This is a genomic window from Noviherbaspirillum aridicola, assembly GCF_019656455.1.
GTDB lineage: Bacteria > Pseudomonadota > Gammaproteobacteria > Burkholderiales > Burkholderiaceae_D > Noviherbaspirillum > Noviherbaspirillum aridicola.
In genome coordinates this window covers 52,177-78,221 of sequence record NZ_BPMK01000016.1, presented here as the reverse complement: position 1 = coordinate 78,221, position 26,045 = coordinate 52,177, and the positions used below count along the sequence as shown (strand labels likewise).

The following is a 26,045-nucleotide window of genomic DNA, read 5'->3' as shown; positions in this document are numbered from 1 at the left end:
CTTGCTTATCCTTCCTGTTCGGAGCCGCGCTCATTTGCGCGTCGGAGAAAAATGCTTCCTGATCGTCTGCCAGCACTGGAAATACTCGCTCTGCAGCTGCGATGTCTCGAGCGCGAACTGCGTCGGCCTGATCGCGGTCTTCGTCTCGAACATGAAGGCCATGGTGTCGCCGACCTTGTTCGGCTTGCTGGTGTCGGCGTTCGACGCCTTGTCGAAGGTCGCGGCATCCGGTCCGTGGCCGGACATGCAGTTGTGCAGGCTGGCGCCGCCGGGGACGAAGCCCTCGGCCTTGGCGTCGTACTCGCCGTGTATCAGTCCCATGAACTCGCTGGCCACGTTGCGGTGGAACCAGGGCGGGCGGAAGGTGTCTTCGGCGGCGAGCCAGCGCGGCGGGAAAATCACGAAATCGATGGTGTCGACCCCGGGCGTGTCGCTCGGCGACTGCAGCACCAGGAAGATCGACGGATCGGGATGATCGTAGCTGATCGAACCGATGGTATTGAAGCGCCGCAGGTCGTACTTGCATGGCGCGTAATTGCCGTGCCAGGCGACGACGTCCAGCGGCGAATGGCCGATGCGCGCCGACCACAGCCGGCCATGGAACTTGGCGACCAGTTCGAAATCCCCTTCCCGGTCTTCGTACCACGCATGCGGGGTTTCGAAGTCGCGCGGGTTGGCCAGGCCATTGGAGCCGATGGGACCCAGGTCGGGCAGGCGCAGCAGCGCGCCGAAGTTTTCGCAGATATAGCCGCGCGCGGTCCCGTCGGGCAGGGATACGCTGAAGCGGCATCCGCGCGGCACGATCGCGATTTCCTGCGGCGCGATCTCGATCCGGCCCAGCTCGGTGGCGATGTGCAGGCGCCCCTGCTGCGGCACGATCAGCAGTTCGCCGTCGGCGGTGTAGAAATAGCGCCCGTCCATGGCCCGGTTGGCCGCGTACATGTGGATCGCGCAGCCGGACATCGCCTCGGCCGAGCCGTTGCCCGCCATGGTGACCCAGCCGTCGATGAAGTCGGTGGGCGCCTCCGGCACCGGCAGGGGATCCCAGCGCAGCTGGTTGGGCGGTGTGGGCGGCACGGCGGCGAAGTCGCCGACGATGCGCGGACTGTCGAGCAGGCGGAACGGCATGTGCACCGCCGCCGGCCTGATCCGGTACAGCCAGGAGCGGCGGTTGTGGCTGCGCGGCGCGGTGAAGGCGGTGCCGGAAAACTGTTCGGCGTAGAGGCCGTAGGGCGCGCGCTGCGGCGAGTTGCGGCCGACCGGCAGCGCGCCGGGCAGCGCCTCGGTGGCGAACTCGTTGCCGAAGCCCGATTGATAGCGCAGGCCACCCTGCTCGTCGCGGTCCTTCACGTTCATTTCATCGCTCCGACAATGCACTCAGTCCAGCGTAATCTTCTGGTCGCGGATCAGCTTGTGCCAGCGTTCCCGCTCGCGGGTCAGCAGCTCGGCATACTGCTGCGGCGTGCTGCCCACCGGCTCGACGCCGAAGTCGACGAGACGCTGGCGCACCGACGGCTGGGCGATCGCGGCGGAGATCTGCTTGTACAGGGTATTGACCACCTCGGGCGGCGTCGCGGCCGGCGCCACCACGCCCACCAGCGCCGCCGCCTCGACATCCCTGAAGCCGAGTTCGGCGAAGGTCGGCACGTCGGGCAGCTGCGGCAGACGCGTCGCGTTGGCGACCGCCAGCGGACGCACGCGGTTGTTCTTGATGAAGGCGGCACCGGCGGCGAGGTCGACCATCATCGCCGGGATCTGTCCGCCGGCGACGTCGGCCAGCGAGGGCGCGGCGCCGCGATAGGCGACGTGCACCATGTCCAGTCCGGCGCTCACCTCGAGCAGCTCCATCGCCAGGTGATGCGGGCTGCCGGCGCCGGCCGAACCGTAGTTGACGCTGCCCGGCCTGGCCTTGGCGCGGGCGATGAAATCCCTGGCGTCCTTGGCTTCGGAGCCGGGGCCGACCACCAGGATCATCGGGAAGCGCCCGACCAGGGTCACCGGCGCGAGGTCCTTCTCCGCGTTGTAGACCAGCTTTGAATACAGGGCGGTGTTGAACACCATGGTGCCGTTGTCCGCGTTGAGGATGGTGTAGCCGTCCCCGGGGGAGCGCGCGGTCTCGGCGGCCGCGATCGCGGTATTGCCGCCCGCCTTGTTCTCGATGATGACCGGTTGTTTGACCTGCTCGGACAGCTGCTGGCCGACCGTCCGCGCCAGGAAGTCGGAGCCGCCGCCCGGCGGATACGGCACCAGCCAGCGGATCGGCCTGGACGGATAGGATTGCGCCATCGCCGGGGCGGAAGCCGCGAGTACCGGCAGCGCCAGCATGCAGGCCGCGATCAGTCTTTTCATGGAGTGCTCCTCGTTGAATTGGTGCGTGTTCTAATTTTGCGTAATCCTACTACGCACAGCGTAAAATTAACAAGCTCGCCTTGATCTCAGTCAAGGGCGCCGGAAGCGCGGCCGTTGACGGCGCGCGCCGGCGGCGCCAGAGTAATGTTCTTGTTCAACAGGCAGCGCAAGCAATGAAACAGACGGTGGAACAGCGATCGATGGAGCGGCGCCAGCGGGTGCAGTCGGCGGAGATGGGCATGGGCATACTCAAGGCGCTCGGCCGGCTCGGCGGTTCCGCCAGCCTGACCGCGGTGGCGGCGGAGGTCGGCGAAAGCACCGCCAAGGTGCACCGCTACATGGCGAGCCTGGCCCAGGAGGGCCTGGTCGCGCAGGACCCCGCCACCCAGCACTATTACCTCGGACGGGAAGCGATACAGATCGGCCTCGCGGCGCTGAAGCAGTGCGATCCGATACGCCTGGGCGAGGCATCGCTGATGCGGCTGCGCGAGCAGCTGGAAGTGACCTGCTTCATCTCCGTCATGGGCAACAAGGGGCCGACCATATTGCGCATCGAAGAACCCGGATTGCCGGTCACCATCAATGCACGCGCCGGATCGGTGCTGCCGCTGCTCTGGTCGGCCACCGGCCGGGCGTTTCTCGGCCACCTCGACGATGCCCACGTGCGGGCGCAGGCGGACGAGGAACTGGCGCGCGCCGGCAAGGAGCAGCGGGCGTCGCTGTCGGGCAGGAACCCGATCGAGCGGCTGCGCAAGGAGGTGCGCGAGCAGGGCTGCGCGGCGATCAGGGATACCCTCCTGCCCGGCATCAGCGCGGTGGCGGCGCCGATCTTCGATTACACCGGACGCGTATGCGCGGTGCTGACCGCGCTCGGCGCCACCGGCGGCTTCGATACCGATCCGACAGGCAGGATCGCGAGTCTCGTCAGGCGCGAAGCGGCCGACATCAGCGCCGCCCTCGGCGCGCGTGTCAAACCCTGATTCTTTTCCGTCCATTACTGCGGTCCGGCACGTCTTCCGGATTACGCATAACGGAGTATGATTACGCAGAACTGATTCCCTCGTTCCCGTCGACACCCATCTCCGGAAACCGCACCATGAAGACGCCCGCCACTTCCTGTCCCATCGACCACGCGGCCCTGAAGGCCGGAGCATGCCCGGTCAGCCCCCGCGCGGCGGCATTCGATCCCTTCGAGGACGCCTACCAGCAGGATCCGCCGGAATACGTGCGCTGGGCGCGCGAGGAAGAGCCGGTATTCTTCAGCCCGAAGCTCGGCTACTGGGTCATCACGCGCTACGACGACATCAAGGCGGTGTTCCGCGACAACATCACCTTCAGTCCCTCGATCGCACTCGAAAAAATCATCCCCACCAGCGATGAGGCCAACGCGGTGCTGGCCTCGTACAGCTATGCGATGAACCGCACGCTGGTCAACGAGGACGAGCCGGCGCACATGGCGCGCCGCAGGGTGCTGATGGAGCCGTTCACGCCGGAGGCGCTCAGGCATCACGAGCCGATGGTGCGACGCCTGGCACGCGAGTATGTCGACCGCTTCATCGACGATGGCCGCGCCGACCTGGTGGATCAGATGCTGTGGGAAGTGCCGCTCACGGTGGCGCTGCATTTCCTCGGCATCCCGGAAGAGGACATGGACCTGCTGCGCCAGTATTCGATCGCGCACACCGTCAATACCTGGGGACGTCCGAAGCCGGAGGAACAGGTCAGGGTCGCGCACGCGGTCGGCAATTTCTGGCAGCTCGCCGGCAAGATCCTCGACAAGATGCGCAAGGATCCGAGCGGCCCGGGATGGATGAAGTACGGCATCCGCAAGCAGGCGGACTATCCGGAGGTGGTGACCGACTCCTATCTGCATTCCATGATGATGGCCGGGATCGTCGCCGCCCACGAGACCACCGCCAACGCCACCGCCAATGCACTCAAGCTGCTGCTGCAGCATCCGAGCGCCTGGCGCGAGATCTGCGAAGATCCGTCCCTGATTCCGAACGCGGTGGAGGAATGCCTGCGCCACAACGGCTCGGTGCCGGCATGGCGGCGCCTGGTGACACGCGATGTGAAGATCGGCGGCATCGACATACCGGCCGGCTCGAAGCTGCTCATGGTGATGGCGTCGGCCAATCACGACCAGCGCCATTTCGAGGATGCGGATGCGCTCGACATCCGCCGCGACAATTCCAGCGACCACCTGACCTTCGGCTACGGTTCCCACCAGTGCATGGGCAAGAATCTGGCCCGCATGGAGATGCAGATCTTCCTGGAGGAACTGAGCCGGCGGCTGCCGCACATGCGGCTGTGCGAGCAGACCTTCACCTATCTTCCCAACACCTCCTTCCGCGGCCCGGAGCACCTGTGGGTGGAATGGGATCCGCTACAGAATCCGGAGCGAAGGAACCGGGCGCTGCTGGCGCACGCTTTGCCGGTTCGCATCGGCGAGCCCTCGGCCCATGCGGCGAGCCGCAGCGTCGTCGTCGAGAGCGTCACGCGGCTCACCGACGACATCCTGCGGCTGCGCCTGAAGTCGCCCGACGGGCGCGCGCTGCCGCGCTGGATGCCCGGGGCGCACATCGACGTCGAGTGCGGGCATCCGGATGTCTCGCGGCAGTACTCGCTGTGCGGCGACCCGGACGATGCGCAGACGCTGGAGATCGCGGTGCTGCGCGATCCGCACAGCCGCGGCGGGTCGGGCTGGATCCATGACAACGTCAGGCCGGGCGACCGGCTGAAGATACGCGGACCGCGCAACCATTTTCGCTTCGACGAGAGCGCGCGCCGCGCGATCTTCATCGCCGGCGGCATCGGCATCACGCCCATCATCGCGATGGCGCGGCGCGCCAGGGCGCTGGGCATCGACTATGAACTGCATTACAGCGGGCGCTCGCGCCGCAGCATGGCCTGTCTCGACGAACTGTCGGCGCTGCACGGCGACCGGCTCCGGATCTACGCCGGCGACGAAGGCAGGCGCGCCGACTATGCCGCCCTGCTGGCCTCGCCGGCGGACGGCACCCGCATCTATGCCTGCGGCCCGACGCGCCTGCTCGAGGCGCTGGAGCACTGCTGCGCCGCCTGGCCCGAGGATGCATTGCGCATCGAGCACTTCCATGCGACGCGGGGCAGCCTCGACCCGGCGAAGGAGCGGGCCTTCGAAGTGGAACTGAAGGACTCCGGCATCGTCGTCCAGGTACCGCCCGACCAGACGCTGCTCGCCGCCCTGCGCGGCGCCAACATCGACGTCCAGAGCGACTGCGGCGAAGGCTTGTGCGGCTCCTGCGAGGTGCGGGTGCTGGCGGGCCGGATCGACCACCGCGACGTCGTGCTCACCCGCGCCGAGCGCGACGCCAACAACAAGATGATGGCGTGCTGCTCGCGCGCGGCATGCGGGAGACTGGTGCTGGAGTTGTAGGACCCCTCACTTCCGCGCGGAGGTCCGCCCGCTCTCATTATCGAGGCGCGCCGACCTCCCCGGCTATCCCTCACCCTGCTGACGCGCGCCCGGCAGCCGGAGCAGCACCCGCTCGCCAAACCCGCCCGCATCGATCGCGGTCCGCCACGAGCGCCTCCCGGCCCGCGCAGTCCTCTGCGCAGAAATCGCCGTCACATGAACGGCGCCCGCTGCCGGCCATTCCATCTTTCCGCGGCGCTCATCACAGCCTTTGTGCAACTCTGTTGCAAAAAAAACGGCCTTGCCTTAAGATTAAGTTGCAACACGGTTGCAAATAGCACCCCCAGCCGCCGCCACGGGGATGCCGGTCCGTCCGGCCGATCCACTTCCGCTCAAAGCCATGCAAAAAAAAGAACAGAGACGTGCGCCGCACGTCTTCGCGGCCCTGCTCGCCTCCCTGAGCCTGCCGGCCCACGCCCAGCCACAGGCGGCGTCTGATGCGGCCCACGCGGCGCCGGAAACCGTTCTTCCGACCGTGGAAGTTCTCGGCGGCAGCGTGGGCAACAGCTATCACCGCAGCGAGGTGTCCGGCGCGAAGACCGACCTGCCGTTGCGCGAACTGCCCCAGGCGGTGAGAGTCATGGGACGGGAAACCCTGCAGGACCTCGGCGCCTCGCGCCTAGACCAGACCTTCGCCTACGTCGGTGGCGTCTCCGCGCAGAACAACTTCGGCGGCCTGTGGGACAACCTCTCCATCCGCGGCCTCGCCGGCGATCCCAACCTCGGCATGCCGATGCTGCTCAACGGCTTCACCGCCAACCGAGGCTACAACGCGCCGCGCGACACGGCCAACATCGAGCGCATCGAGTTCCTGAAGGGGCCGTCGGCCGCCCTCTACGGCGCGAGCGAGCCGGGTGGGACGGTCAATGTGGTCACTAGGAAGCCGCTGTGGAAGGCCGCGCACGCGGTCGAAGCCTACGCCGGCAGCCACGATTTCTATCGCACCGCGCTCGATACCGGCGGCCCGCTGGGCGAGCGCGTGGCGTACCGCCTGAACCTGGCGCTCGAGGACCGCGGCGGCTTTCGCGACCATGTCGACACGCGGCGCAGTTTGATCGCCCCGGCCATCACCTGGAAGCTTGCGCCGGCCACCAGGCTCGACTATGCGGCCGAGATCCTGCGCCACCGCACGCCGCTCGACCGCGGCGTCGTTGCAGTCGGCAACCGGCTCGGCGCGGTCCCGCGCGAGCGCTTCCTGGGAGAGCCGTCCGACGGCGACGTCCGGGTCGAAAACCAGACACACCAGCTGATTCTCGAACATGCACTGAATGCGGCCTGGCTCGGACGCATGGGCATCTCCTACAAGAACGGCACGCTCGAAGGCTACTCGACCGAGCCGCAACCCGCCCTGCAACCGGATCAGCGGACGCTGCGCCGCCAGCGCCGCTATCGCGACTTCGAATCGGACGACATCGGCGTGCAGGCAGAACTGCTGGGCCGGCTGAGCGCGGGCGGTCTTGAACATGAAGTGCTCGCCGGGTTCGAGGCCTGGCGGCTCGACCTCAACCAGCGGATGCTGCGGGCGAATCCGAGCGGCAGCGCGCCATACGCGATCGACATCTTCAATCCGGTATATGGCCAGCCCCGGCCGGCGCTGCTGCCCAGCACGGATACCGCGGAAGATCAGGAAAACCTGGCCTTCTACCTGCAGGACACCGTACATCTTGGCGAGAAGTGGCGGCTGCTCGGCGGCCTGCGCTTCGACCGCAACGAGCAGACCGTCCTCAACCGCAGGACGGGCACGCGCACCCGTCAAAGCCCGAACGCGACCTCCCCGCGCGTCGGCGTCAGCTATCTCGCCACCCCTCGGTGGACACTGTTCGCCAATGCCGGCAAGTCCTTCCGGCCCAACAGTGGCGCTGACGCCGCAGGGGGCGCATTCGATCCCGAGTCCGGCACCGCGACCGAGGTCGGGGCGAAATGGGAAGACGCGGTGCGCAGCCTCGGCGCCAGCCTGGCCTTGTTCAACATCACCAAGCGCAACGTGCTGACCTCCGATCCCTTCAACACCGGCTTTTCGATTGCAGCCGGAGAAGTGCGCAGTCGCGGGTTCGACCTTGACGTGTCGGGCCAGCTGTCGGCGAACTGGCGCCTCAGCGCGAGCCTCGCGTACATCGAGGCGGAAGTGAAACGCGACAACCTGCTCGAGGTCGGCGCCCGCCTGCTCAACGTGCCGAAGCTCAGCGGCAGCCTGCTCCTGATGTACGAGGACGCCCTCGCCGGCGGCGGTCGTTACGGAATCGGCGGAGGACTGGCCTACAGCGGGCGCCGCCTGGGAGAGGCGCGCACACGGGCACAGGCTGGCAGCGGAGAAGATGCATTCGAACTGCCGTCGCACACGACCGCAAGGCTTGCCGCCTACTGGCGCATCACCCCGGCGTTGCGGCTGTCGCTCGACGTCGACAACCTGTTCGACCGGACATGGTACGCCAGCTCGTACCAGCGCACCTGGGTCACGCCCGGCGCGCCGCGCACCGTCGTGCTCGGCCTGCAGGCGAAGTTCTAAGTCCAACGCGATAGGGAAAGAACATGAATGGAAATGATGGCGTCGCGCTGGAAGCGCTCGACCTCAGCGCCGGGTACGGCAGGCAGCCGGTGTTGCGCGGACTGAACCTGCGCGTCGCCGCGGGGGAGATCTACGCGCTCCTCGGCGGCAATGGCGCGGGCAAGTCGACCACCCTCAACGCGTTTCTCGGTCTCCTGCCGCCGCGCTCGGGCAGGATCGGGGTCTGCGGCATCGATGTCGCGGCCGATCCGCTCGCCGCGCGCGCGCGGCTCGCCTATGTGCCGGAGAACGTGGTCCTCTACGAGCATCTGACGGCGAGGGAGAACCTTCGCTATTTTCTCGGCCTCATCGATCCCGGGCTCGCGCGTGGGGAGACGATAGACGCAGCGCTTTCGGCCGCCGGCCTCGAACCGTCGTCCTGGGGGCGGCGTCTCGCCGGCTATTCCAAGGGCATGCGGCAGAAGGTGGCGATCGCCCTGGCCCTGGCGCGATCCGCCCCGGTCCTGCTGCTCGATGAACCCGATACCGGTCTCGATCCCCGCGCCAACGGCGAACTCAACCGCCTTCTGACCGATCTGCGCGGCGAGGGAAAGACGGTCTTCATGGTCACCCACGATCTTCTCGGCGCGGCCCAGGTCGCGGACCGGATCGGCTTTCTCTCCGAAGGCAGGATCGTGGATGAATTCGCCGCGGCCGGGCCGGAGCGATTCGATGTCGATGCCCTGTACCGCCGGTACGCGGGATGGAGCGCACAGCGATGAGCGCCACCTTCGGCTCCAGCGTGGCGCGCATCGCGCGGGAGGAATTGCGCGCGATGTGGCGTCAGCGGGTAACGCTGGTCGCGCTGATCCTTGGCCTGCTGCTGGCGGCGACCGCAACCCTCGTCGGCTACGAGCACCGGCGCAGCGTGGAGGGCGACCGGGAACGCTATCAGTCGGCTGCCGACGCGCAGTGGCATGCCCAGCCCGACAGACATCCACACCGCGTGGTCCACTACGGGCATTATGTCTTCCGGCCGCTGACGCCGCTTGCGTTCTTCGACAGCGGTATCGATGCCTTCACCGGCCACATGCTGTACCTGGAAGGACACCGGCAGAACACCGCCAACTTCAGCGACGCCCGCCAGTCCTCGGTGCTGTTGCGGTTCGGCCTGCCCACGCCCGCATTCGTGCTGCAGACCCTGCTGCCGCTGCTGATCGTCTTCCTGGCATTCGGCTGCATTTCGCGGGAGCGGGAGCGGGGCAGCCTGCGCCTGCTGCTGGCGCAGGGCGTGTCGCCCGCGCGGATTTTGTACGGAAAGCTTGCCGGACACGGCGCGCTGGCGCTGCTGATCGCATCGCCGGCTCTTCTTGCACTGGCGGCCGTCGCCGTGCTGGCGCCCGGGCAGCGCATCGAAGCCCTCCTGATGATGACCGGCTACGCGCTTTACCTGCTGCTGTGGGCGGCGATCGCGGTGTGCATGTCCGGTGCCGTGTCCAGGGCGCGGGATGCCCTGCTGTGTCTGCTTGCCCTCTGGGCGGCCGTCGTCATCGTCCTGCCGCGCCTGCTGCCGGATCTGGCCAGCGCGCGCGTCGAGCTGCCCACCCGGATCGAAATCGACGTCGCCATCCATAAGGCGCTCGCGCAGATCGGCGACAGCCATGACCCGAATGACCCGTACTTCAGCGGATACCGCCAGAAGATACTCGCCCAGTATGGCGTGCAGAAGATCGAGGACCTTCCGGTGAATTACGGCGGCCTGCTGCTCAAGGAGGGGGAGCGGCTGACGAGCGAGCTGTTCGACCGTCACACGCGCGAGCTTTTCCGCATGCAGGAGGCCCAAAGCCGATTCGTCGACGCCTTCGCCGTCGCCAGCCCGTTTCTTGCGCTGCGCCGCCTCTCGATGTCGCTCGCCGGCACCGACCGGCAGACGCATGAGCGTTTTCTGATCGAGGCTGAAAAGTATCGGTTCAACCTGATACAGGCGCTCAACGAGCTTCATGCGCGCCATGTCCGTTTCGAGAACGACCGCGACCAGCGCATCAGCCAGACCCACTGGCAGTCGCTCCCGCGCTTTTCCTTCCCGCCGCGTGACACGGCCGAAGCGGTACGTCTGCATGCCCTGCCGGCGCTGTCCGCGATGGTGCTCTGGCTGTTTCTGCTGGTTCCGTTTCTGCCGCTGGTGGCATGGCGCATGGGGAGGGTGCGGGCATGAGCAGATTATTGCTTGAGTGGCGCATGGTCGCGCACTCCCGGCTGTCGGCGCTCGCTCTCGTGTCGCTGTTCGTGCTGTCCGCACTCTCCGTCTGGAGCGGAATGCGCGCGGCGGATGCTCAGCGGGAGGCGCTCGCACGCACGGCGGCGGTCCATTACGAGGACCTGGCCGCGGTCAGGGCGCGCCATGGCAACGATTGCGAAGCCGGATACTTCGCCTATTACGCGTTTCATCTCACCTCGGATCCGCCGCCCGCGGCCGCCTTTCTCGCCTGGGGCCAGCGCGACCTGCTGCCTGCGGCGGTACGGGTGCGGATGCTCGGCCTGCAGTCGCAACTCTATGAGTCGGAAACGCTGAACCCGGAACTGGCGCTGCCGGGACGTTTCGACTTCGCTTTCGTGCTGGTGTACCTGGCGCCGCTGTTCATCATCGTTCTGATGCACGACTGGGTAAGCTCGGAACGCGAGACGGGCCGGCTGCGTCTCCTGTCGTCGCTTCCCGCCGCTCGCGGCCGGCCATGGATCATGCGGGCGTCCCTGCGCTACATCCTGGTGCTGATTCCGCTATTGGCGCCGCCGCTGGCCGGCGTCGCGCTGACGAAGAGCGGCGTCATGGAAGCGGCCAGCCTCGTCCTGATCGCCGGCCTGTACGCCGGCTTCTGGATGGCGCTGCTGATGCTGATCGGCGCGCGGGCACGGTCCTCCGCGTCATCGGCCACCACGGCGCTGGCCTGCTTCGTCTGCCTGACCTTGCTGCTGCCTGCACTGGCGAACGCGGCCATCAACCGGCTCATCCCGGTGGGCAAGGGCGTGGAACTGGCGATGGCGCAGCGCCAGGAGGTGCACCAGGGATGGGACGCGCCCAAGTCCGCAACCTTTGAAAAGTTCTTCCGCTCGCACCCCGAATGGCGGGATACGCCGCCCGTCAATGTGCGCTTTCACTGGAAATGGTATTACGCGATGCACCAGGCGGGAGACGAAGCGGTACAGCCGCTGGTGAGCGCCTATACCGACAGCCTGAGGAAACGCGAGCTGTGGACGGCACGCGCGGGATGGCTGCTGCCTGCGGCCGCGGCGCAGGTCGCCATGCACAGGCTGGCCGATACCGACCTGCCTGCGCAACTGGCCTATCAGGAGAGCATTGCCCGTTACCACGGCCGGCTGCGCCACTTCTTCTACCCCTATTTCTTCAACGAGAAGCGGTTCGGAGAGCGCGATTTCCGGCAGTTACCGCAATATCAGCCGCGCGCGCCCGGTGGAGGGCCGCACGCGCAGGCGTTGCTGGCGTTGTCGCTCGCGCTGGCGTGCATGCTGGCGGCGGCCACGGCGGCGGTCCGCTCGCTGGCGGGAAGCACCGCGGCGGGCGCGGGCTGAGCGGCGAGGCCGAAGACGCGGCGCGCTCCGCGTCCCCGCCTCGCCTGCCTGCCGTCAGAACCCTTCCAGGACGATCTTGCCGCGCGCCTGGTGCGACTCCAGCATCGCGTGCGCGCGCCGCAGGTTGTCCGCGCTGATCGTGCCGAAGCGCTCGTTCACCGTGGTCTTGATCGTGCCGTCGTCGACCAGCGCGGCGACCCGGTCGAGTATCGCGTGCTGCGACGCCATGTCGGCGGTGTTGAACAGCGCGCGGGTGAACATCAGCTCCCAGTGCAGCGACACGCTCTTGCGCTTGAGCAGGCGCACGTCGATCGGCTCGGGGTCGTCGATCAGGCCGAACTTGCCCTGCGGCGCGATCGCTTCCACGATCTGCGGAAAATGCTGGTCGGTGTGCGTGAGGCTGACCACGTAGCGCGGCGCGATGCCGAGGCTGCCGAGTTGCGCGGCGAGCGGCGCGGCGTGGTCGATCACATGATGGGCGCCGAACTGCTCCACCCATGCCCTCGACTCGGGACGGGACGCGGTGCCGATCACGGTGAGCCCGGTGAGCCGGCGGGCGAGCTGCACCATCACCGAGCCGACGCCGCCGGCGGCGCCGATGACCAGCAGCGCGTCGCCGGCCGCGGCCTCGCCCTGCGGGATGGCGAGGCGGTCGAACAGCATCTCCCACGCCGTCAGGCTGGTGAGCGGCAGCGCCGCCGCCTCGGCGAAGCCGAGCGAAGCCGGCATCCTGCCGACGATGCGCTCGTCGACCAGCTGCAGCTCACTGTTGCTGCCGGCACGCGCGATCGAGCCGGCATACCAGACGCGGTCGCCGGGCTTGAACAGGCTGACCTCGGGACCGACCGCGCGGACCACGCCGGCGGCGTCCCAGCCGAGCACCTTCCATTCGCCCTCGGGCGCGGGCGTCGACTTGCGCACCTTGGTGTCCACCGGGTTGACCGAGACCGCGCGCACCTCCACCAGCAGGTCGCGGCCGCCCGGCGCCGGGTCGGGCAGCGTGACGTCGGACAGGGCGTCGGGATGATCGATCGGAAGGTTCTTGCGGTAAGCCACTGCTTTCATGTTGTCTCCTTGCGGATGCGGTAAAGGTCAGCCATTGTTGCCGGCGGGGTGCCGTTTGATAAACTGGCACCGAATTGAATGACTTTCAAAAACAAATTGAAAATAAAGAATCTGCAGGACCTGGAAGTTTTCGTCGCCGCCGCCGAGCACGGCGGCCTGTCGGCGGCGGCACGCGTGCTCGATCTGTCGCCGGCGGTGGCGAGCGTGGCGCTGAAACGGCTCGAGCGCGACCTGCGGGCGTCGCTGTTCCTGCGCACCACGCGCAGCATGCGTCTGACCCTGGACGGCGAACGCCTGCTCGAACGCGCGCGCCCGCTGCTCGACAGCCTGCGCGCGGCGGAGGAAGAGATCGCCTCCGGTCATGCCGTGCTGGAGGGCCAGCTGCAGATCTCCATGCCCTCGGACATCGGCCGCCACCTGTTCGTGCCCTGGCTGGATGAATTCCAGTCGGCATGGCCCGGCGTGCGCCTGCGGCTGCAGCTGGCCGACCGGCTCGCCGACATGTACCGCGAACCGGTCGACGTCGCGATACGCTACGGACACCAGCCCGACTCGGGCATGGTCGCCTTTCCGCTGCTGACCGCGAACCCGCGGGTGCTGTGTGCGGCGCCGTCCTACATCGCGCGGCATGGCAGGCCGGCCTCGCCGGCGCAGCTGGCCGAGCACAACTGCCTGTGCTTCATGCTGGACGGCGAGGTGTACGAGCGCTGGCGCTTCCGGAAGGGCGGCAACGATATCCAGGTGCATGTCGCCGGCAACCGCGTGGCCGACGACTCCGAGGTGGTGCGCCGCTGGGCGGTCGAGGGCCACGGCATCGCATACCGCGCGCGCGCCGACATCTTCGACGACCTCGCGGCGGGGCGCTTGCTGCCGCTGTGCGAGGACTGGGAAGGAGACAACGTGCCGCTGTATTTCGTCGTCGCGGGACGGCGGCAGATATCGCCGCTGGTGCGCCTGCTGCGCGAGTTCCTGCTGGCACGCTGCGGCCGGTTCGGCATCGCCGGCGGCAGGCCGCGACGCTAGCGATCGCGCGCGACGGCGGCGAAGCTCGCGAGCACGGTGGCCGCTTCATCCGACGGCAGGGCCGATGCGTCGCCTTCCCTGCCGAAGTGCGCGATATAGGCGGCGGTGGCCTCGGGGCTGAACTCGGGGTGAAACTGCACGCCCCAGGCGCAGTCGCCGACGCGGAAGGCATGATGCGGTTCGAAGTCGTTGCCGGCCAGGAGCACGGCGCCGGGCGGCAGCCGCCGCACGCTCTGGCTGTGCGCGGCCTGGGCGGCGAACCTCGCGGGCAGACGCGCGAACAGCGCGTCCGCGTCGCTCTGCGGCGTGCGTGTCACGCTGACGGTGCCGATCTCGATGCCCCCGGGGTGATAGCCGACTTCCCCGCCGAGCGCATGGGCAAGCAGCTGATGCCCGTAGCAGATGCCGAGCACCGGTATCCGGGCCGCGACCGCCGCGCGCAGCCATTCGGCGAGCGCCTCGCTCCACGCCGCCCTGTCGGTCACCATCGCATGGGAACCGCTGACGACGGCAGCCGCGACCTCGTGCGGCGGCGGCAGCCCGTCGCCGGCGCGCGGATCGCAGATCCGCACGGGCAGCGGATGGGGGCCGAGTCCGGCGACGATCCAGTCCTCGAAGTCGCCGATGCGGGCGGCGAGACGGTCGAAGGTGTCGCCGATCTTGAATACGACGATTGCTTTCATTGCGCTGCGGTGAGTGGAGAGCGGCGCCATGGTGCCATGAATGGCGTTTTCTTACCTGCCGTGCGCGCAGACGGCAGCCTGCGGGACGGCGGCGTGGGCCGCCGCGGGCTCGCCGGGCGCCATCTCTTCGGCCGACACGACCCTGTTCCTGCCCTGCTCCTTGGCCCCATACAGCGCATCGTCGGCCCGCCGCAGCAGCTCCACCATGGTCTCCGGCTTGCCGAGCCAGGTCGCCACGCCGGCACTGACCGTGCAGCCCGGCATGCCGGCGGTCGCCGAGGCCTCCATCACCGACGCGCGGATGCGCTCGGCGATCGCCCGCGCCTGGCCGCGGTCGGCGTCGGGCAGCAGGATGGCGAACTCTTCCCCGCCCAGTCGCGCGCAGTAATCGACGCTGCGGATGATGGACTGCACCTGGTGCACGATGCCGACCAGCACGCGGTCGCCCGCCTCATGGCCCTGGCTGTCGTTGACCGCCTTGAAATGATCGACATCGAACACGATCAGCGACAGCGCGGGATGGCCGCGCAGGGCACGGTTCCGCTCGCGCTCGGCGATCTCGAAGAAGGCGCGGCGCGACCAGGCATTGGTGAGGAAATCGCGGTTGGCCAGTTCGTTGGCGCGCGCCACCAGTTCCTCATACACGATCATCACGCCGCCGATGGTCAGCAAGGGCAGCGCGAGCGTGCCGAAAGCGAGGAAGGAGAGATTCCACAGGCCCGGATCGAGAAAGCCATCGTGGCCGTGCGCCTGCAGCGCGTAGACCCCGAGGCGCACGAAATGCCCGAAGGCGAGCGCAAACGCGGCGCAGGCCGCGAAGCGGAACGGATAGCGCGTGCGCGAGTGCGGCACGCGGGCGACCGTCAGCCCGATCGCCAGGCACACGGCGCCGTGGAATGCGGAGACCGCGACGATGCGCATCGGCAGCGAGTCGAGGATGTAATGAAAGCCGGCCACGAGCGCCAGCGTCGCCGTACCGCCGGCAAGCAGCATGCGGAGCGGGACCGGGCGCGAGAAGCAGCGGCGGTACCCCGCCAGCATGAACCCGCTGGCGCCGAGCATGAAGAAATTGGCGACTTCGATCGACAGGAAATCCGGCGCGACGCCGCGCGCCGCGAACAGCGGCAGCGCCAGCGTGGCGGCGGCGTTCGCGGCGAACCAGCAGCGCACCCCCGGCGTCCTGCTGCGCCTGAGCGCGAACAGGACGAGCAGCATGACGACCGACAGCGCGCAGGTGACGAGCAGGAGAAGGGTATAGAGGACGGCCATGTGACAACAGCAGGCGCCGTCCCGGCGGGCGGCGGATGGTGATAACGACAGCCGCTAGGTTAGCGGATAAGCGCAGCCGCGGAGTCGATTCCCGTGAAAAACCGCCGGTATGGTTGCAGCCCAACAACTAGGCCGGACCGCCGGCCCAGTCCACGATGTGCCGGTTCCATGCGTCGGTGTCGCGCAGATACCAGGACTGCCGCCGATGACCGCCGACCAGCGCGAACACGAGCAGGGAACGCCCGGTGACTTCATAGCAGTGGCCGAAGTCGAACGGCGGCATCTCGGAGCGCTCGGGATCGTTGGTGTCGATCAGCCCGACCCAGTGCCTGCCCTCGGGTACGGAAGGCAGGGTGAACCTGACGACGTCGTGGTGCGCATTGAACACCAGCAGCAGCGTCGCATCGGAACCCAGCCTGCGTATGCCGGTCGCCTGCGCGCGGCCGTCGAGCAGCATGCCGAAGCAGCGCGCGTTGCTGTCGTCCCAGTGGCCTTGCTCCATCTCACTGCCGTCGGGCGTGAGCCAGGTCACATCCTTGACACCGAGGTATTCGTTGAAATTCCCCGACAGGAAGCGCCCCCGGTTGAGGATGGGGAAGCTCTTGCGGATTTCGAGCAGGCGGCGGGTGAAACCCAGCATCAGGTGGTCGTCGCGCGAGATCTTGTTCCACTCCAGCCAGGAAATCTCGTTGTCCTGGGCGTAGGCATTGTTGTTGCCGTACTGGGTATTGCCGAACTCGTCGCCGGCCAGGATCAGCGGCGTGCCGCGCGACAGGATCAGCGTCGCCATCAGGTTGCGCTTCTGCCTTTCGCGCAGTTCCTTGATCTCCGGATCGTCGCTCGGCCCTTCGACGCCGTGGTTCCAGGAGTGGTTGTTGGAATGGCCGTCGCGGTTTTCTTCGCCGTTGGCCTCGTTGTGCTTGTCGTTGTAGGAAACCAGGTCGTTGAGCGTGAAGCCGTCGTGGGCGGAGATGAAATTGACGCTCGCCCATGAACGGCGGCCGCGCTTGTTGAACAGGTCGGCGGAACCGGATATGCGCGAGGCGAAATCCGACAGCGTGCCCGGATCGCCCTTCCAGAAGCCGCGCACCGTATCGCGGAAGCGGTCGTTCCACTCCGCCCAGCCCGGCGGGAATTGCCCGACCTGGTAGCCGCCGGGTCCGACGTCCCATGGCTCGGCCACCAGCTTGACGCTGGAGAGCACCGGGTCCTGGCGGCAGGAGTCGAGAAAACCGCCGCCTTCGTCGAAGCCGTAGGTTTCGCGCGCGAGTATCGTGGCGAGGTCGAAGCGGAAGCCGTCCACGTGCATTTCCTGCACCCAGTAGCGCAGCGAGTCGGTCACCATCTGCAGCACGCGCGGATGCGACAGGTTCACGGTATTGCCGGTGCCGGTGTCGTTGATGTAGAAGCGCTGCTGATCCGGCAGCAGCCGGTAGTAGCTCGCGTTGTCGATGCCCTTGAACGACAGCGTCGGCCCGAGTTCATTGCCTTCCGCGGTGTGGTTGTAGACGACGTCGAGGATGATCTCGATGCCGGCCGCGTGGAACTGGTTCACCATCTCCTTGAATTCATTGGTGAACGGCGACTGCAGGTAGGCGGAATGCGGCGCGAAGAAGCCGATCGAGTTGTAGCCCCAGTAGTTCTTGAGGCCCTTCTCCGTCAGATAGCTGTCATGCACGAAGGCATGGATGGGCAGCAGCTCGGCGGTGGTGACGCCGAGCGCGCGCAGGTAGGCCGCCACCTCGGGATGGGCGAGGCCGGCGAAGGTGCCGCGCTGCTCCGGCGGGATGCGCTCGTTGAGCGCGGTGAAACCCTTCACATGCATCTCGTAGAACACGGTGTTTTCCCAGGACACCTGGGGCCGGTGCTCGGTGCCCCAGGTGAAGGCGGGATCGATGACCCTGCACTTGGGCACGTACGGCGCGCTGTCCCGCTCGTCGAAGGACAGGTCCTTGTCCGGCGAGCCGAGCGTGTAGCCGAAAACCTCCGGCCGCCAGATGACTTCGCCGACCAGCTGCCTGGCGTACGGGTCGATCAGCAGCTTGTTGGGATTGAAGCGGTGGCCGGCGTCGGGCTCGTACGGCCCGTGCACGCGGTAGCCGTAGACGGTGCCGGGACGCGCGGCAGGCAGGTAGCCGTGCCAGACTTCGTCGGTGTATTCGGGCAGCTCGATGCGCTCGAGTTCGGTGCGGCCGTCGATGTCGAACAGGCAGAGTTCGACCTTGGTCGCGTTGGCGGAGAACAGCGCGAAGTTGACGCCCAGGCCGTCCCAGGTCGCCCCGAGCGGGAAGGGCCTGCCCTCGCGGATGACAGAGGGTTTCAATACCTGGGGAGCGGAGACGGGAGGTTGTTTAGGCGCAAGCGTCATTATTTTTCTCGATAAGAACTGGATCGGACATGAGACAGCATGCGGCGCGCATAAATCCGGCGCTTGTCGCGCCTCATGCTTCGCTTCTGATCTATCATCGGCTGCGCAAGCGGCGCGGCTGCGCCCAGTCACCCTTATTCATATTCACCGGGAGGAATGCCATGGCAATGGATGTGATCGACTATCAGATTTTCGGCAGCGACATGCAATACATCGAGGTGGAGCTCGATCCGGGCGAAGCCGCGGTCGGGGAAGCCGGCATGATGATGTTCATGCAGGACGGGGTCGAGATGGATACCGTGTTCGGCGACGGCTCCCAGCAGGGCGGGCTGTTCGGCAAGCTGCTCGGCGCCGGCAAGCGCCTGCTCACCGGCGAGTCGCTGTTCACGACGGTCTTCCACAACGAGGCCGCGGCCAAGCGCCGCATCGCCTTCGCCGCTCCCTACCCCGGCAAGATCGTGCCCATCCACCTGGCCGACATCGGCGGCACACTGATCTGCCAGAAGGATTCCTTCCTGTGCGCGGCCAAGGGGGTATCGCTCGGCATTGCGCTGCAGCGGCGGCTGGGCGCCGGCCTGTTCGGCGGCGAGGGGTTCATCATGCAGAAGCTCGAAGGCGACGGCTGGGCCTTCGTGCATGCGGGCGGCACCCTGGTCGAGCGCACCCTGGCTCCGGGCGAGGTCCTACGCGTCGACACCGGCTGCGTGGTCGCCTTCCAGCCCCAGGTCGACTTCGACATCAAGTTCGTCGGCAAGATCAAGTCGGCGCTGTTCGGCGGCGAGGGCCTGTTCTTCGCGACCCTGCGCGGCCCGGGAAAGATCTGGCTGCAGTCGCTGCCGCTGTCGCGGCTGGCCAGCCGGCTGATGGTGGCCGCGCCGGCCGCCGGCGGCGCCAGCAGCTCGCTCCTCGGCGGCACCGCGCTGGGCGGCCTGCTCGGCGGCGACGACGAGTGAACGCGCGGGCGGGCGGCTGGCGCGGCCGCTTGTTCGGCCCGGGCTGCGCCGATGCCGGCAGCGAGGCGCATGCGGCCTGGCGGGGCGGGATGCTGGAGGTCGGCTGCGGCGGCCGCTCGCTGGCGGTCCCGGCGCCCGGGCTGCGGCTGGAGGCTGCCGGCTTCAACGGCGAACAGCTGCGGCTGGGCTGGACCGCACCGGAGGGCAGCTTCGAACTCTTCATCGAATCGGGGCGCGAGGACTTTCTTGCCGCCGCGCCGCCGGCGCTCGCCGCCGCCGCCGGCACCGCGCGGGCGCAGCGGCGCCGCATCGGCGGCCGCTTCCGCGCCGCCCTGCTGCTCTGCGGCCTGATCCTGCTGCTGCCCTTCGTCGCGCTCGGCGTGTTCTTCATGCAGTCGGACCGGATCGCCGCTTGGGCGGTTCAGCATGTGCCGCGCGGCGCCGAGGAACGGCTCGGCGACCTGGTGCTGGCCCAGACCCGCGCGCGCGTCACCCTGCGCGAAGACGGCCCGGCGCATGCGGCCGTGCAGCAGCTCGGGCGCGAACTGAGCCGCGGCTCCGCCTACCGCTGGCGCTGGTTCGTGGCGGAAGACCGCACGGTGAATGCCTTTGCCGCGCCGGGAGGCGTGGTGGTGGTCAATACCGGCCTGATCGAGGCCGCCGCGGAACCGGGCGAGCTTGCCGGCGTGCTCGCGCATGAAATCGCGCATGTGGAGGAGCGGCACTCGCTGGAGGCGATGGTGAAAAGCGCCGGGCTCGGCCTCGTCCTGTCGATCGCGCTCGGCGACTGGTCCGGCAGCGCGGCCGGCGCCTGGGCGGCCAGACTGGCCGAACTCAAGTTCTCGCGCGACGCCGAGACCGAAGCCGACGCCCGCGCGGTGCGCGCGCTGCATGACGCGGGGCTGTCGCCTCAGCCGATGGCGCGCTTCTTCGGCCGGCTGGCGGAGAACGAGGCGCGCATACCCGGCATGTCGCTGGTTTCCTCCCATCCGCCATCGGCCGAGCGCATGACGGCGCTGCAGGAGCAGATCGCGCAATTGCCCGCGCGCGACTACCGCGAGCCCGGCATCGACTGGCAGGCGGTGCGCGCTTCGCTGCCGCGCGCGCAACAGGCGCGCTGATTTCCCCTGCCCATTCTGCGGCGGATAAGGTATATTTCAGCGCCGGTTGTATTCTGGCAATTTTTTCCTGGGAGTAGATTGAATGAACAAGTCTGAAATCATTGAAAAAGTATCGGCCGACAACGACCTGACCAAGGTCAAGGCCAAGCAGATCGTTGAGCAGGTGTTCGGCTTTATCGGCACCGACCTGAAGAAGGAAGGCCGTTTCTCCTTCCCCGACCTCGGCACCTTCACCGTCAGCCAGCGCGCAGCGCGCACGGGCCGCAACCCGAAGACCGGCGAAGCCCTCAAGATCAAGGCATCCAAGAGCGTGCGCTTCAAGCCCAGCCCGGCGCTGAAGACCCTGGTCGCCAAGGTCAAGGTCAAGTAATTCCCCCGGGCCGGGGCTTCCCGGCCCGCTTCCCCTCCCCCGCTCCGCTCCCTTTCCCCCTTCCTCCTTCCCGCAGCGTTATACAAATGGCAAGCGGGTTGAGCGCGATCAATTCCCCCTGCCATTGCCCGGATGCGGCGTTGAAAACTTGCCCGAATCCACACAGAATCGCGGATTGCCATTTCTCGAATCCCTCGTCGTCGAAGCTTTAGCTGGCGCAAAGCCGGCAGGTCGGGGACAAGGATGATATGGACCAGAGAACCCGGCAACGACGCCGGAGACGCAAGCGACCGCCCCATTCAAATGACTTCTGCAACAGCCCCCATTCTCGTCGTCGAAGACGACCCCGCGACGCGCAGCCTGATGTCCGAGATGCTTGTGCTGCTCGGCCACCAGGTCAGCGCCGCAGCCAGCGCCGAGGAGGCGCTGGCGATGGTGGAACAGGGGCGGCACCGCTTCGCCATCCTGCTGGCCGACATCAACCTGCCGGGCATGTCCGGCATCCGCCTGGCGGATATCCTGGTGCGCAAGCTTCCCGGGCTGCGCGTCGTGTTCGTCAGCGGCAACGGTTTCCTCGTCGCCGACAAGACCGACTTCGATTTCCGTCTGCTGCCCAAGCCCTTCGATCTGTACCAGCTGCAACTCGTGCTCAACGAGACCGAGCTGTTTGCCGGGCTGCCGGTTGCCGCCGCCCGTCCCTCCCTGCAGAAATAAAGAACGAACACCTGCGCCCACAGTCCGTCCGGCACGCGGGACCCGCGATAGCCCATTGCGCGCCGTCATCCCGACCGAACCCTTGCGCGTCGTGCAAGTCGAACCCCTGCGGCACCTTTCCGCAAGGCTAAACAATATCCACATGAACCTGTTGGAATCCGGCGACCGTCTCGCTGCCCTGCTCAATGCAATGATCATGAATGCGATGGACGCATTCATCGTGGTCGGCGACGACGATCTGATCCATGAATGGAATCCCGAGGCGGAGCGCATCTTCGGCTGGTCCCGGCAAGAAGCGATCGGCGCGCGTCTCAGTGAAATGATCCTGCCTCCCGATGCGCGCGTCGCCTTTGCACGCGGGCTGCGGGTTTTCCGCTCCACCGGCTTCCACCGCTCGCTCAACCGGCGGCTGGAACTGAGCGCGCTGAACAAGGACGGCAAGCGCCTGCCGATCGAAGTCACGATCACGCCGGTGCAGATGGAAGACACGCTGCTGTTCTGCGCCTCGATCCGCGACAACCGCGAACGCAGGACGATCGACACCCAGCTGCGCCAGCACCAGGCCGAACTGCGGCAGGCGCTCGACCGCCTGCGGCAGAGCCAGGCGGAGCTGGAAGCGGCGCTGCACGTGAACCGGCGGCTGATGGAGTACTCGCTCGACGTGATCGCGGCCGTCGATGCCGACAATCGCTTCGTGCAGGTCAGCGCCGCCTCGCAGCGGGTCTGGGGTTATCGCCCGGAAGAGCTTGCCGGAAAGTCCTTCCTCGACCTCGCGCATCCCGACGACCGCGCGATGCTGGCGGATGCCGCGCTCACCGCGCGCCGCGACGGTGCCGATCTCGCACTCGAGGCTCGCTTCCTCGGGCGCAACGGCGACATCGTGAATGTCAGCTGGACGGTCAACTGGTCGCGCGCCGACGAGCGCTTCTACTGCGTGGCGCGCGACATCACCGCCAGCAAGAAAGCGGCGTACGCGCTGGCCGAGCGCGACCAGCGCTTCCACTCGCTGTTCGAGCATCATCCGGATGGAGTGTTCGCGTTCGACCTCAACGGCCGGCTGACCTCCGCCAACCAGGCGTTTTGCGTACTGACGGGCCGCAGCAGCGAAGAGCTGACGAACTGCCGCTGGCAGGCGCTGATCGATCCCGACTGCATGGCTTCGGTGCGGGAACGCTTCGAGGCCGCGGTGCGCGGCACCGCCTCCAATTTCGAGACCACCGCACTGCGCAAGGACAGCGCGCCGTACGACGCGCATGTGACCCTGGTGCCGATCGTCGTCGACGGCAGGATCGTCGGCGTCCACGGCATCGCCCGTGACATCACCCATGGCAAGAGCTATGAACGGCGCATCGAGTATCTCGCCACCTATGACGCGCTGACCGGGCTGCCCAACCGCAATCTGCTGGACGACCGCCTGCGCCATGCGCTGGTGCAGGCCGAACGCGACGGCCACCGGGTCGCGGTGCTGTTCCTCGATCTCAACCGCTTCAAGCTGGTCAACGACAGCCTGGGGCACGACATGGGCGATGCCCTGCTGCGCATCGTCGCCGACCGTCTCAAGTCCTGCGTGCGCGAGGCCGACACCGTGGCCCGCCTCGGCGGCGACGAATTCGTCATCGTCCTCGAAAACATCGCCACCGCCCAGGACGTGGTGATCGTCGCGCGCAACGTGCTGGCCCAGATCGAAAAGCCGGTCACGCTCGAAGGGCATGAATTCGTCGTCTCCGGCAGCATAGGCTGCAGCCTGTACCCGAAGGACGGCAGCAGCGCCGGCGCCCTGCTGCGCGCGGCCGACCTCGCGATGTACGAAGCCAAGTCGGCCGGCGGCGGCGCCTTCCGTCTCTACCGCGAGGACATGAACGAGCGCGTCAAGGCGCGGCTGCTGCAGGAGCACCAATTGCGGCTGGCGCTGGAAAAGGGCGAACTCGTGGTCTGGTACCAGCCCCGGGTCGACATCGCCAAGCAGCGCATCGTCGGCGCCGAGGCGCTGCTGCGCTGGCAGCATCCGGAGCGCGGCCTGGTGCCGCCGAACGAGTTCATCCCGCTGGCGGAGGAGATCGGCCTCATCGAAGAGCTCGGGACCTGGGTCCTGAAAACCGCGTGCCGGCAAAACCGCCTCTGGCAGGCGAGCGGCCTGCCGCCGCTGAAGGTTTCGGTCAACATTTCGCCGCACCAGCTCGCGCCCGAATCCTCGATCAGCCAGGCGGTGCAGGATACGCTGCGCGAGACCGGGCTCGACCCGAAGTGGCTGGAGCTGGAGATCACCGAGAGCAGCCTGATGCAGAACGTCGAATCCACGCTCACCAAGCTGGTCGAGATCCGCGACGCCGGCGTCTCGATCTCGATCGACGACTTCGGCACCGGCTATTCCTCGCTCAGCTACCTGCGCCACCTGCCGGTGGATGCGCTCAAGATCGACCAGTCCTTCATCCGCGACATCTCGGCCAGCCGCGACAATGCCGCGATCGTCTCGGCCACCATCGCGCTTGCCCACACCATGGACCTGAAGGTGGTGGCCGAGGGCGTCACCACCGAAGACCAGGTCCGCTTTCTGCAATCGCACGAGTGCGACGAGGTGCAGGGCTACATCCTCAGCCCCGCCGTGCCGCCGGACGACCTGTCGCGGCTGCTGCGGCAGGGGAAGGTGCTGTCGCGGCCCGGGCAGGTGCACTGAGCGCCCGCGGGCGACGGTCGGCTGTCCGGTGCGCCCTGCCCGCCGGGGCGTGGATACGGAAGCGGGCTATCCCCGCCGCCGCTTCGGCTGCAGCATCACGCCGCTGCACGACGGCGCGCCGCAGTGGCAGGCGAAGGCCCGCCGTACCGCCGCGGTATGCCGCCCCTCGTAGATCAGCGCATAGTTGTAATGCAGTTCCTCGCCGCGCTCGATATCGCGCAGCGCATAGATCCAGACCCGCCCGTCCTCATGCTCCATCGCTTCGCAGTTCGGTTCGCAGGAATGGTTGATGAAGCGTGCTTCATTGCCGCGCCGTCCGCCGTCGATCACCCGGCCGTCGGCGAGCGTGAAGAAGAAGGTGTGATTCAGCGGGCCGCCGCGCTGCGCCGCGCGCTCCTCCGCCTGCGGCCAATGGATGCGTTCGCCGCGGTATTCGATGATGGGGTCGCCTGCCGCTATCCTGCGGCGGGCGAAGACGCCGTTGCCGTGTATGCCCGATGCCCTGACTTCCCAGGGCGGCTGAGTGCTGGCCAGTACGCGCTTCATTGCTATCTCTGTTTCCTTTCAGTGCGGGATGCACCGCGCCGGTGCCGGGCGGGTATTCTCGCGCACAAGCAAGAAGGGCGCCGGGTGCCGATGGGCGGTAATGGACGGTAAAGCGCGCCGACACGACTGGTCTGAAAATTGCTACGATGCATCACTGCCGTCACACTCTTTTCAACCAGGGACACTACATGCTCGATCAGAAAAAGCGCCACACGCTCAAGACAGGACTCGTCATCGCGGGCTCCGCACTCATGCTGCTCGCCTGCGGCAAGAAGGAAGAAACCCGGCCGGCCGAAGCACCGGCGGCAGCGCCGGCCGCCGCCGCCACGGCGGAGCCGCTGAAAGTCGCCTTCGTCTACGTCGGCCCGGTCGCCGACGCCGGCTGGACCTTCGCCCACGACACCGGCCGCAAGGCGATCGAGGCGGAGTTCGGCGACAGGATCAAGACCACGTTCGTCGAAAAGGTGCCGGAAGGCGCCGACGCCGAGCGCGTGTTCCGCGACCTCGTCTCGCAGGGCCACAAGCTGGTCTTCGGCACCACCTTCGGCTACATGGAGCCGATGCTCAAGGTCGCCAAGCAGTTCCCGGACGTGAAGTTCGAACATGCGACCGGCTACAAGACGGCGCCCAACATGTCGGTCTACGAGACCAAGACCTTCGAGGGCGCCTATCTCGCCGGCGTCATCGCCGGCAAGATGACGAAGTCGAACAAGCTGGGCGTGGTCGCCTCCTTCCCGATCCCGGAAGTGATCCGCAACATCAATGCCTTCACGCTCGGCGCGCAGTCGGTCAATCCCGCGGTGTCGACCCGCGCGATCTGGGTCTCCAGCTGGTTCGATCCGCCCAAGGAGCGCGACGCCGCGATGACCATGATCAGCCAGGGCGTGGACGTGCTCATCCAGAACACCGACTCCCCCGCCACGCTGCAGGCGGCCGAGGAAAAGGGCGTGTACGCATTCGGCTGGGACTCCGACATGTCCAAGTTCGGCCCGAAGGCGCATCTCGCCTCCGCCGTGATCAACTGGGGTCCGTACTACAAGCAGGCGGTGCAGGCCGCGCTCGACGGCAAGTGGCAGAGCGGCGAGACCTGGTGGGGCGTGAAGGAAAACTCGATCGACCTCGCCAGCCTGAATCCCGCGCTGCCGGAAGACGTCAGGAAACTGGTCGAGGAACGCAAGGCCGAGCTCGCGGCGGGCAAGCCTATCGTCTTCACCGGCCCGATCGTCGACCAGTCCGGCAAGGAAGTGGTGGCGGCCGGCAAGGAAGCCGACATCGGCATGCTCAAGGGGATGAACTTCTATGTGAAGGGCGTCGAGGGCTCGATCCCGAAATAAGCGGGACGTGGCATGCTCACGGGGCCGTCCGGACTGCCGGACGGCC

20 protein-coding genes are annotated in these 26,045 nt (G+C 67.3%); 13 read left to right on the top strand and 7 right to left on the bottom strand.

Annotation, left to right across the window (positions count from 1 at the left end):
* Window positions 1–30: 30 nt before the first annotated feature.
* On the bottom strand, window positions 31–1,356 hold the full coding sequence (gene hmgA / locus NCCP691_RS16940; protein WP_220809742.1) for a homogentisate 1,2-dioxygenase: 1,326 nt from the start codon (window positions 1,354–1,356) through the stop codon (window positions 31–33).
* A 21-nt stretch (window positions 1,357–1,377) separates the two neighbouring features.
* Window positions 1,378–2,349: a Bug family tripartite tricarboxylate transporter substrate binding protein gene (locus tag NCCP691_RS16935; RefSeq protein ID WP_220809741.1), complete on the bottom strand. Its 972-nt coding sequence runs from the start codon at window positions 2,347–2,349 to the stop codon at window positions 1,378–1,380.
* 173 nt (window positions 2,350–2,522) lie between these two features.
* Here NCCP691_RS16935 and NCCP691_RS16930 point away from each other — a divergent pair, with 173 nt between their 5' ends.
* The 6 genes from NCCP691_RS16930 to NCCP691_RS16905 all read left to right on the top strand — a co-directional run bounded on the left by NCCP691_RS16930 (window position 2,523) and on the right by NCCP691_RS16905 (window position 11,879).
* Window positions 2,523–3,329: an IclR family transcriptional regulator gene (locus tag NCCP691_RS16930; RefSeq protein WP_220809740.1), complete on the top strand. Its 807-nt coding sequence runs from the start codon at window positions 2,523–2,525 to the stop codon at window positions 3,327–3,329.
* A gap of 116 nt (window positions 3,330–3,445) precedes the next feature.
* Window positions 3,446–5,767 carry a cytochrome P450/oxidoreductase gene (locus NCCP691_RS16925; protein WP_220809739.1) on the top strand — a complete coding sequence of 774 codons (2,322 nt, stop codon included), beginning with the start codon at window positions 3,446–3,448 and terminating at the stop codon, window positions 5,765–5,767.
* A 379-nt stretch (window positions 5,768–6,146) separates the two neighbouring features.
* Window positions 6,147–8,312, top strand: coding sequence for a TonB-dependent siderophore receptor (locus NCCP691_RS16920; RefSeq protein ID WP_220809738.1), 2,166 nt, complete (start codon window positions 6,147–6,149; stop codon window positions 8,310–8,312).
* A gap of 23 nt (window positions 8,313–8,335) precedes the next feature.
* Window positions 8,336–9,073, top strand: coding sequence for an ABC transporter ATP-binding protein (locus tag NCCP691_RS16915; protein WP_220809737.1), 738 nt, complete (start codon window positions 8,336–8,338; stop codon window positions 9,071–9,073).
* Window positions 9,070–10,506 carry an ABC transporter permease gene (locus NCCP691_RS16910; RefSeq protein WP_220809736.1) on the top strand — a complete coding sequence of 479 codons (1,437 nt, stop codon included), beginning with the start codon at window positions 9,070–9,072 and terminating at the stop codon, window positions 10,504–10,506. Before NCCP691_RS16915 ends, NCCP691_RS16910 begins: the two co-directional genes overlap by 4 nt.
* Window positions 10,503–11,879, top strand: a complete 1,377-nt coding sequence (locus NCCP691_RS16905) for an ABC transporter permease (RefSeq protein ID WP_220809735.1) — start codon at window positions 10,503–10,505, stop codon at window positions 11,877–11,879. Before NCCP691_RS16910 ends, NCCP691_RS16905 begins: the two co-directional genes overlap by 4 nt.
* A 54-nt stretch (window positions 11,880–11,933) precedes the next feature.
* Here the strand turns inward: NCCP691_RS16905 and NCCP691_RS16900 are convergent, their stop codons facing one another.
* Complete coding sequence (locus tag NCCP691_RS16900; RefSeq protein WP_220809734.1) at window positions 11,934–12,944, bottom strand: zinc-binding alcohol dehydrogenase family protein; 1,011 nt, start codon at window positions 12,942–12,944, stop codon at window positions 11,934–11,936.
* 96 nt (window positions 12,945–13,040) lie between these two features.
* On the opposite strand from NCCP691_RS16900, the gene NCCP691_RS16895 reads away from it, so the two are divergent.
* Window positions 13,041–13,967 carry a LysR family transcriptional regulator gene (locus NCCP691_RS16895; protein WP_309295125.1) on the top strand — a complete coding sequence of 309 codons (927 nt, stop codon included), beginning with the start codon at window positions 13,041–13,043 and terminating at the stop codon, window positions 13,965–13,967.
* On the opposite strand, the gene NCCP691_RS16890 is transcribed toward NCCP691_RS16895, so the two are convergent.
* From NCCP691_RS16890 to glgX, 3 genes are all read right to left on the bottom strand, one after another.
* Window positions 13,964–14,650: a glutamine amidotransferase gene (locus NCCP691_RS16890; RefSeq protein ID WP_238482477.1), complete on the bottom strand. Its 687-nt coding sequence runs from the start codon at window positions 14,648–14,650 to the stop codon at window positions 13,964–13,966. The genes NCCP691_RS16895 and NCCP691_RS16890 overlap by 4 nt on opposite strands.
* 51 nt (window positions 14,651–14,701) lie before the next feature.
* Window positions 14,702–15,919: a GGDEF domain-containing protein gene (locus NCCP691_RS16885; protein ID WP_220809732.1), complete on the bottom strand. Its 1,218-nt coding sequence runs from the start codon at window positions 15,917–15,919 to the stop codon at window positions 14,702–14,704.
* A gap of 127 nt (window positions 15,920–16,046) precedes the next feature.
* Entirely contained in the window at window positions 16,047–18,287 is a 2,241-nt protein-coding gene (gene glgX / locus NCCP691_RS16880; protein WP_220809731.1) for a glycogen debranching protein GlgX, read from the bottom strand.
* A 161-nt stretch (window positions 18,288–18,448) separates the two neighbouring features.
* Between glgX and NCCP691_RS16875 the strand changes: the two genes are divergently transcribed.
* The 5 genes from NCCP691_RS16875 (at window position 18,449) to NCCP691_RS16855 (ending at window position 24,119) form a co-directional block, all read left to right on the top strand.
* Complete coding sequence (locus NCCP691_RS16875; RefSeq protein ID WP_220809730.1) at window positions 18,449–19,240, top strand: TIGR00266 family protein; 792 nt, start codon at window positions 18,449–18,451, stop codon at window positions 19,238–19,240.
* Window positions 19,237–20,361 carry a M48 family metallopeptidase gene (locus tag NCCP691_RS16870; RefSeq protein WP_220809729.1) on the top strand — a complete coding sequence of 375 codons (1,125 nt, stop codon included), beginning with the start codon at window positions 19,237–19,239 and terminating at the stop codon, window positions 20,359–20,361. Before NCCP691_RS16875 ends, NCCP691_RS16870 begins: the two co-directional genes overlap by 4 nt.
* An 82-nt stretch (window positions 20,362–20,443) precedes the next feature.
* The gene (locus NCCP691_RS16865) at window positions 20,444–20,731 is read left to right on the top strand and encodes an HU family DNA-binding protein (protein ID WP_220809728.1); all 288 of its coding nucleotides are present in this window, start codon (window positions 20,444–20,446) and stop codon (window positions 20,729–20,731) included.
* 303 nt (window positions 20,732–21,034) lie between these two features.
* Entirely contained in the window at window positions 21,035–21,445 is a 411-nt protein-coding gene (locus NCCP691_RS16860; RefSeq protein ID WP_220809727.1) for a response regulator, read from the top strand.
* Between the two features lie 142 nt (window positions 21,446–21,587).
* Window positions 21,588–24,119, top strand: a complete 2,532-nt coding sequence (locus NCCP691_RS16855) for a sensor domain-containing protein (RefSeq protein ID WP_220809726.1) — start codon at window positions 21,588–21,590, stop codon at window positions 24,117–24,119.
* Window positions 24,120–24,185: 66 nt separating this feature from the next.
* On the opposite strand, the gene NCCP691_RS16850 is transcribed toward NCCP691_RS16855, so the two are convergent.
* Window positions 24,186–24,665, bottom strand: a complete 480-nt coding sequence (locus tag NCCP691_RS16850) for an SET domain-containing protein (RefSeq protein WP_220809725.1) — start codon at window positions 24,663–24,665, stop codon at window positions 24,186–24,188.
* Window positions 24,666–24,853: 188 nt separating this feature from the next.
* Between NCCP691_RS16850 and NCCP691_RS16845 the strand changes: the two genes are divergently transcribed.
* Entirely contained in the window at window positions 24,854–25,999 is a 1,146-nt protein-coding gene (locus tag NCCP691_RS16845; protein ID WP_220809724.1) for a BMP family ABC transporter substrate-binding protein, read from the top strand.
* Window positions 26,000–26,045 lie beyond the last annotated feature (46 nt).

Excerpts from the sequence above, each read along its gene's own strand:
- hmgA (WP_220809742.1), bottom strand. The coding sequence starts at position 1,356 with ATGAACGTGAAGGACCGCGACGAGCAGGGTGGCCTGCGCTATCAATCG.
- NCCP691_RS16935 (WP_220809741.1), bottom strand. The coding sequence starts at position 2,349 with ATGAAAAGACTGATCGCGGCCTGCATGCTGGCGCTGCCGGTACTCGCG.
- NCCP691_RS16930 (WP_220809740.1), top strand. The coding sequence starts at position 2,523 with ATGAAACAGACGGTGGAACAGCGATCGATGGAGCGGCGCCAGCGGGTG.
- NCCP691_RS16925 (WP_220809739.1), top strand. The coding sequence starts at position 3,446 with ATGAAGACGCCCGCCACTTCCTGTCCCATCGACCACGCGGCCCTGAAG.
- NCCP691_RS16920 (WP_220809738.1), top strand. The coding sequence starts at position 6,147 with ATGCAAAAAAAAGAACAGAGACGTGCGCCGCACGTCTTCGCGGCCCTG.
- NCCP691_RS16915 (WP_220809737.1), top strand. The coding sequence starts at position 8,336 with ATGAATGGAAATGATGGCGTCGCGCTGGAAGCGCTCGACCTCAGCGCC.
- NCCP691_RS16910 (WP_220809736.1), top strand. The coding sequence starts at position 9,070 with ATGAGCGCCACCTTCGGCTCCAGCGTGGCGCGCATCGCGCGGGAGGAA.
- NCCP691_RS16905 (WP_220809735.1), top strand. The coding sequence starts at position 10,503 with ATGAGCAGATTATTGCTTGAGTGGCGCATGGTCGCGCACTCCCGGCTG.
- NCCP691_RS16900 (WP_220809734.1), bottom strand. The coding sequence starts at position 12,944 with ATGAAAGCAGTGGCTTACCGCAAGAACCTTCCGATCGATCATCCCGAC.
- NCCP691_RS16890 (WP_238482477.1), bottom strand. The coding sequence starts at position 14,650 with ATGAAAGCAATCGTCGTATTCAAGATCGGCGACACCTTCGACCGTCTC.
- NCCP691_RS16885 (WP_220809732.1), bottom strand. The coding sequence starts at position 15,919 with ATGGCCGTCCTCTATACCCTTCTCCTGCTCGTCACCTGCGCGCTGTCG.
- glgX (WP_220809731.1), bottom strand. The coding sequence starts at position 18,287 with ATGACGCTTGCGCCTAAACAACCTCCCGTCTCCGCTCCCCAGGTATTG.
- NCCP691_RS16875 (WP_220809730.1), top strand. The coding sequence starts at position 18,449 with ATGGCAATGGATGTGATCGACTATCAGATTTTCGGCAGCGACATGCAA.
- NCCP691_RS16865 (WP_220809728.1), top strand. The coding sequence starts at position 20,444 with ATGAACAAGTCTGAAATCATTGAAAAAGTATCGGCCGACAACGACCTG.
- NCCP691_RS16860 (WP_220809727.1), top strand. The coding sequence starts at position 21,035 with ATGACTTCTGCAACAGCCCCCATTCTCGTCGTCGAAGACGACCCCGCG.
- NCCP691_RS16855 (WP_220809726.1), top strand. The coding sequence starts at position 21,588 with ATGAACCTGTTGGAATCCGGCGACCGTCTCGCTGCCCTGCTCAATGCA.
- NCCP691_RS16850 (WP_220809725.1), bottom strand. The coding sequence starts at position 24,665 with ATGAAGCGCGTACTGGCCAGCACTCAGCCGCCCTGGGAAGTCAGGGCA.
- NCCP691_RS16845 (WP_220809724.1), top strand. The coding sequence starts at position 24,854 with ATGCTCGATCAGAAAAAGCGCCACACGCTCAAGACAGGACTCGTCATC.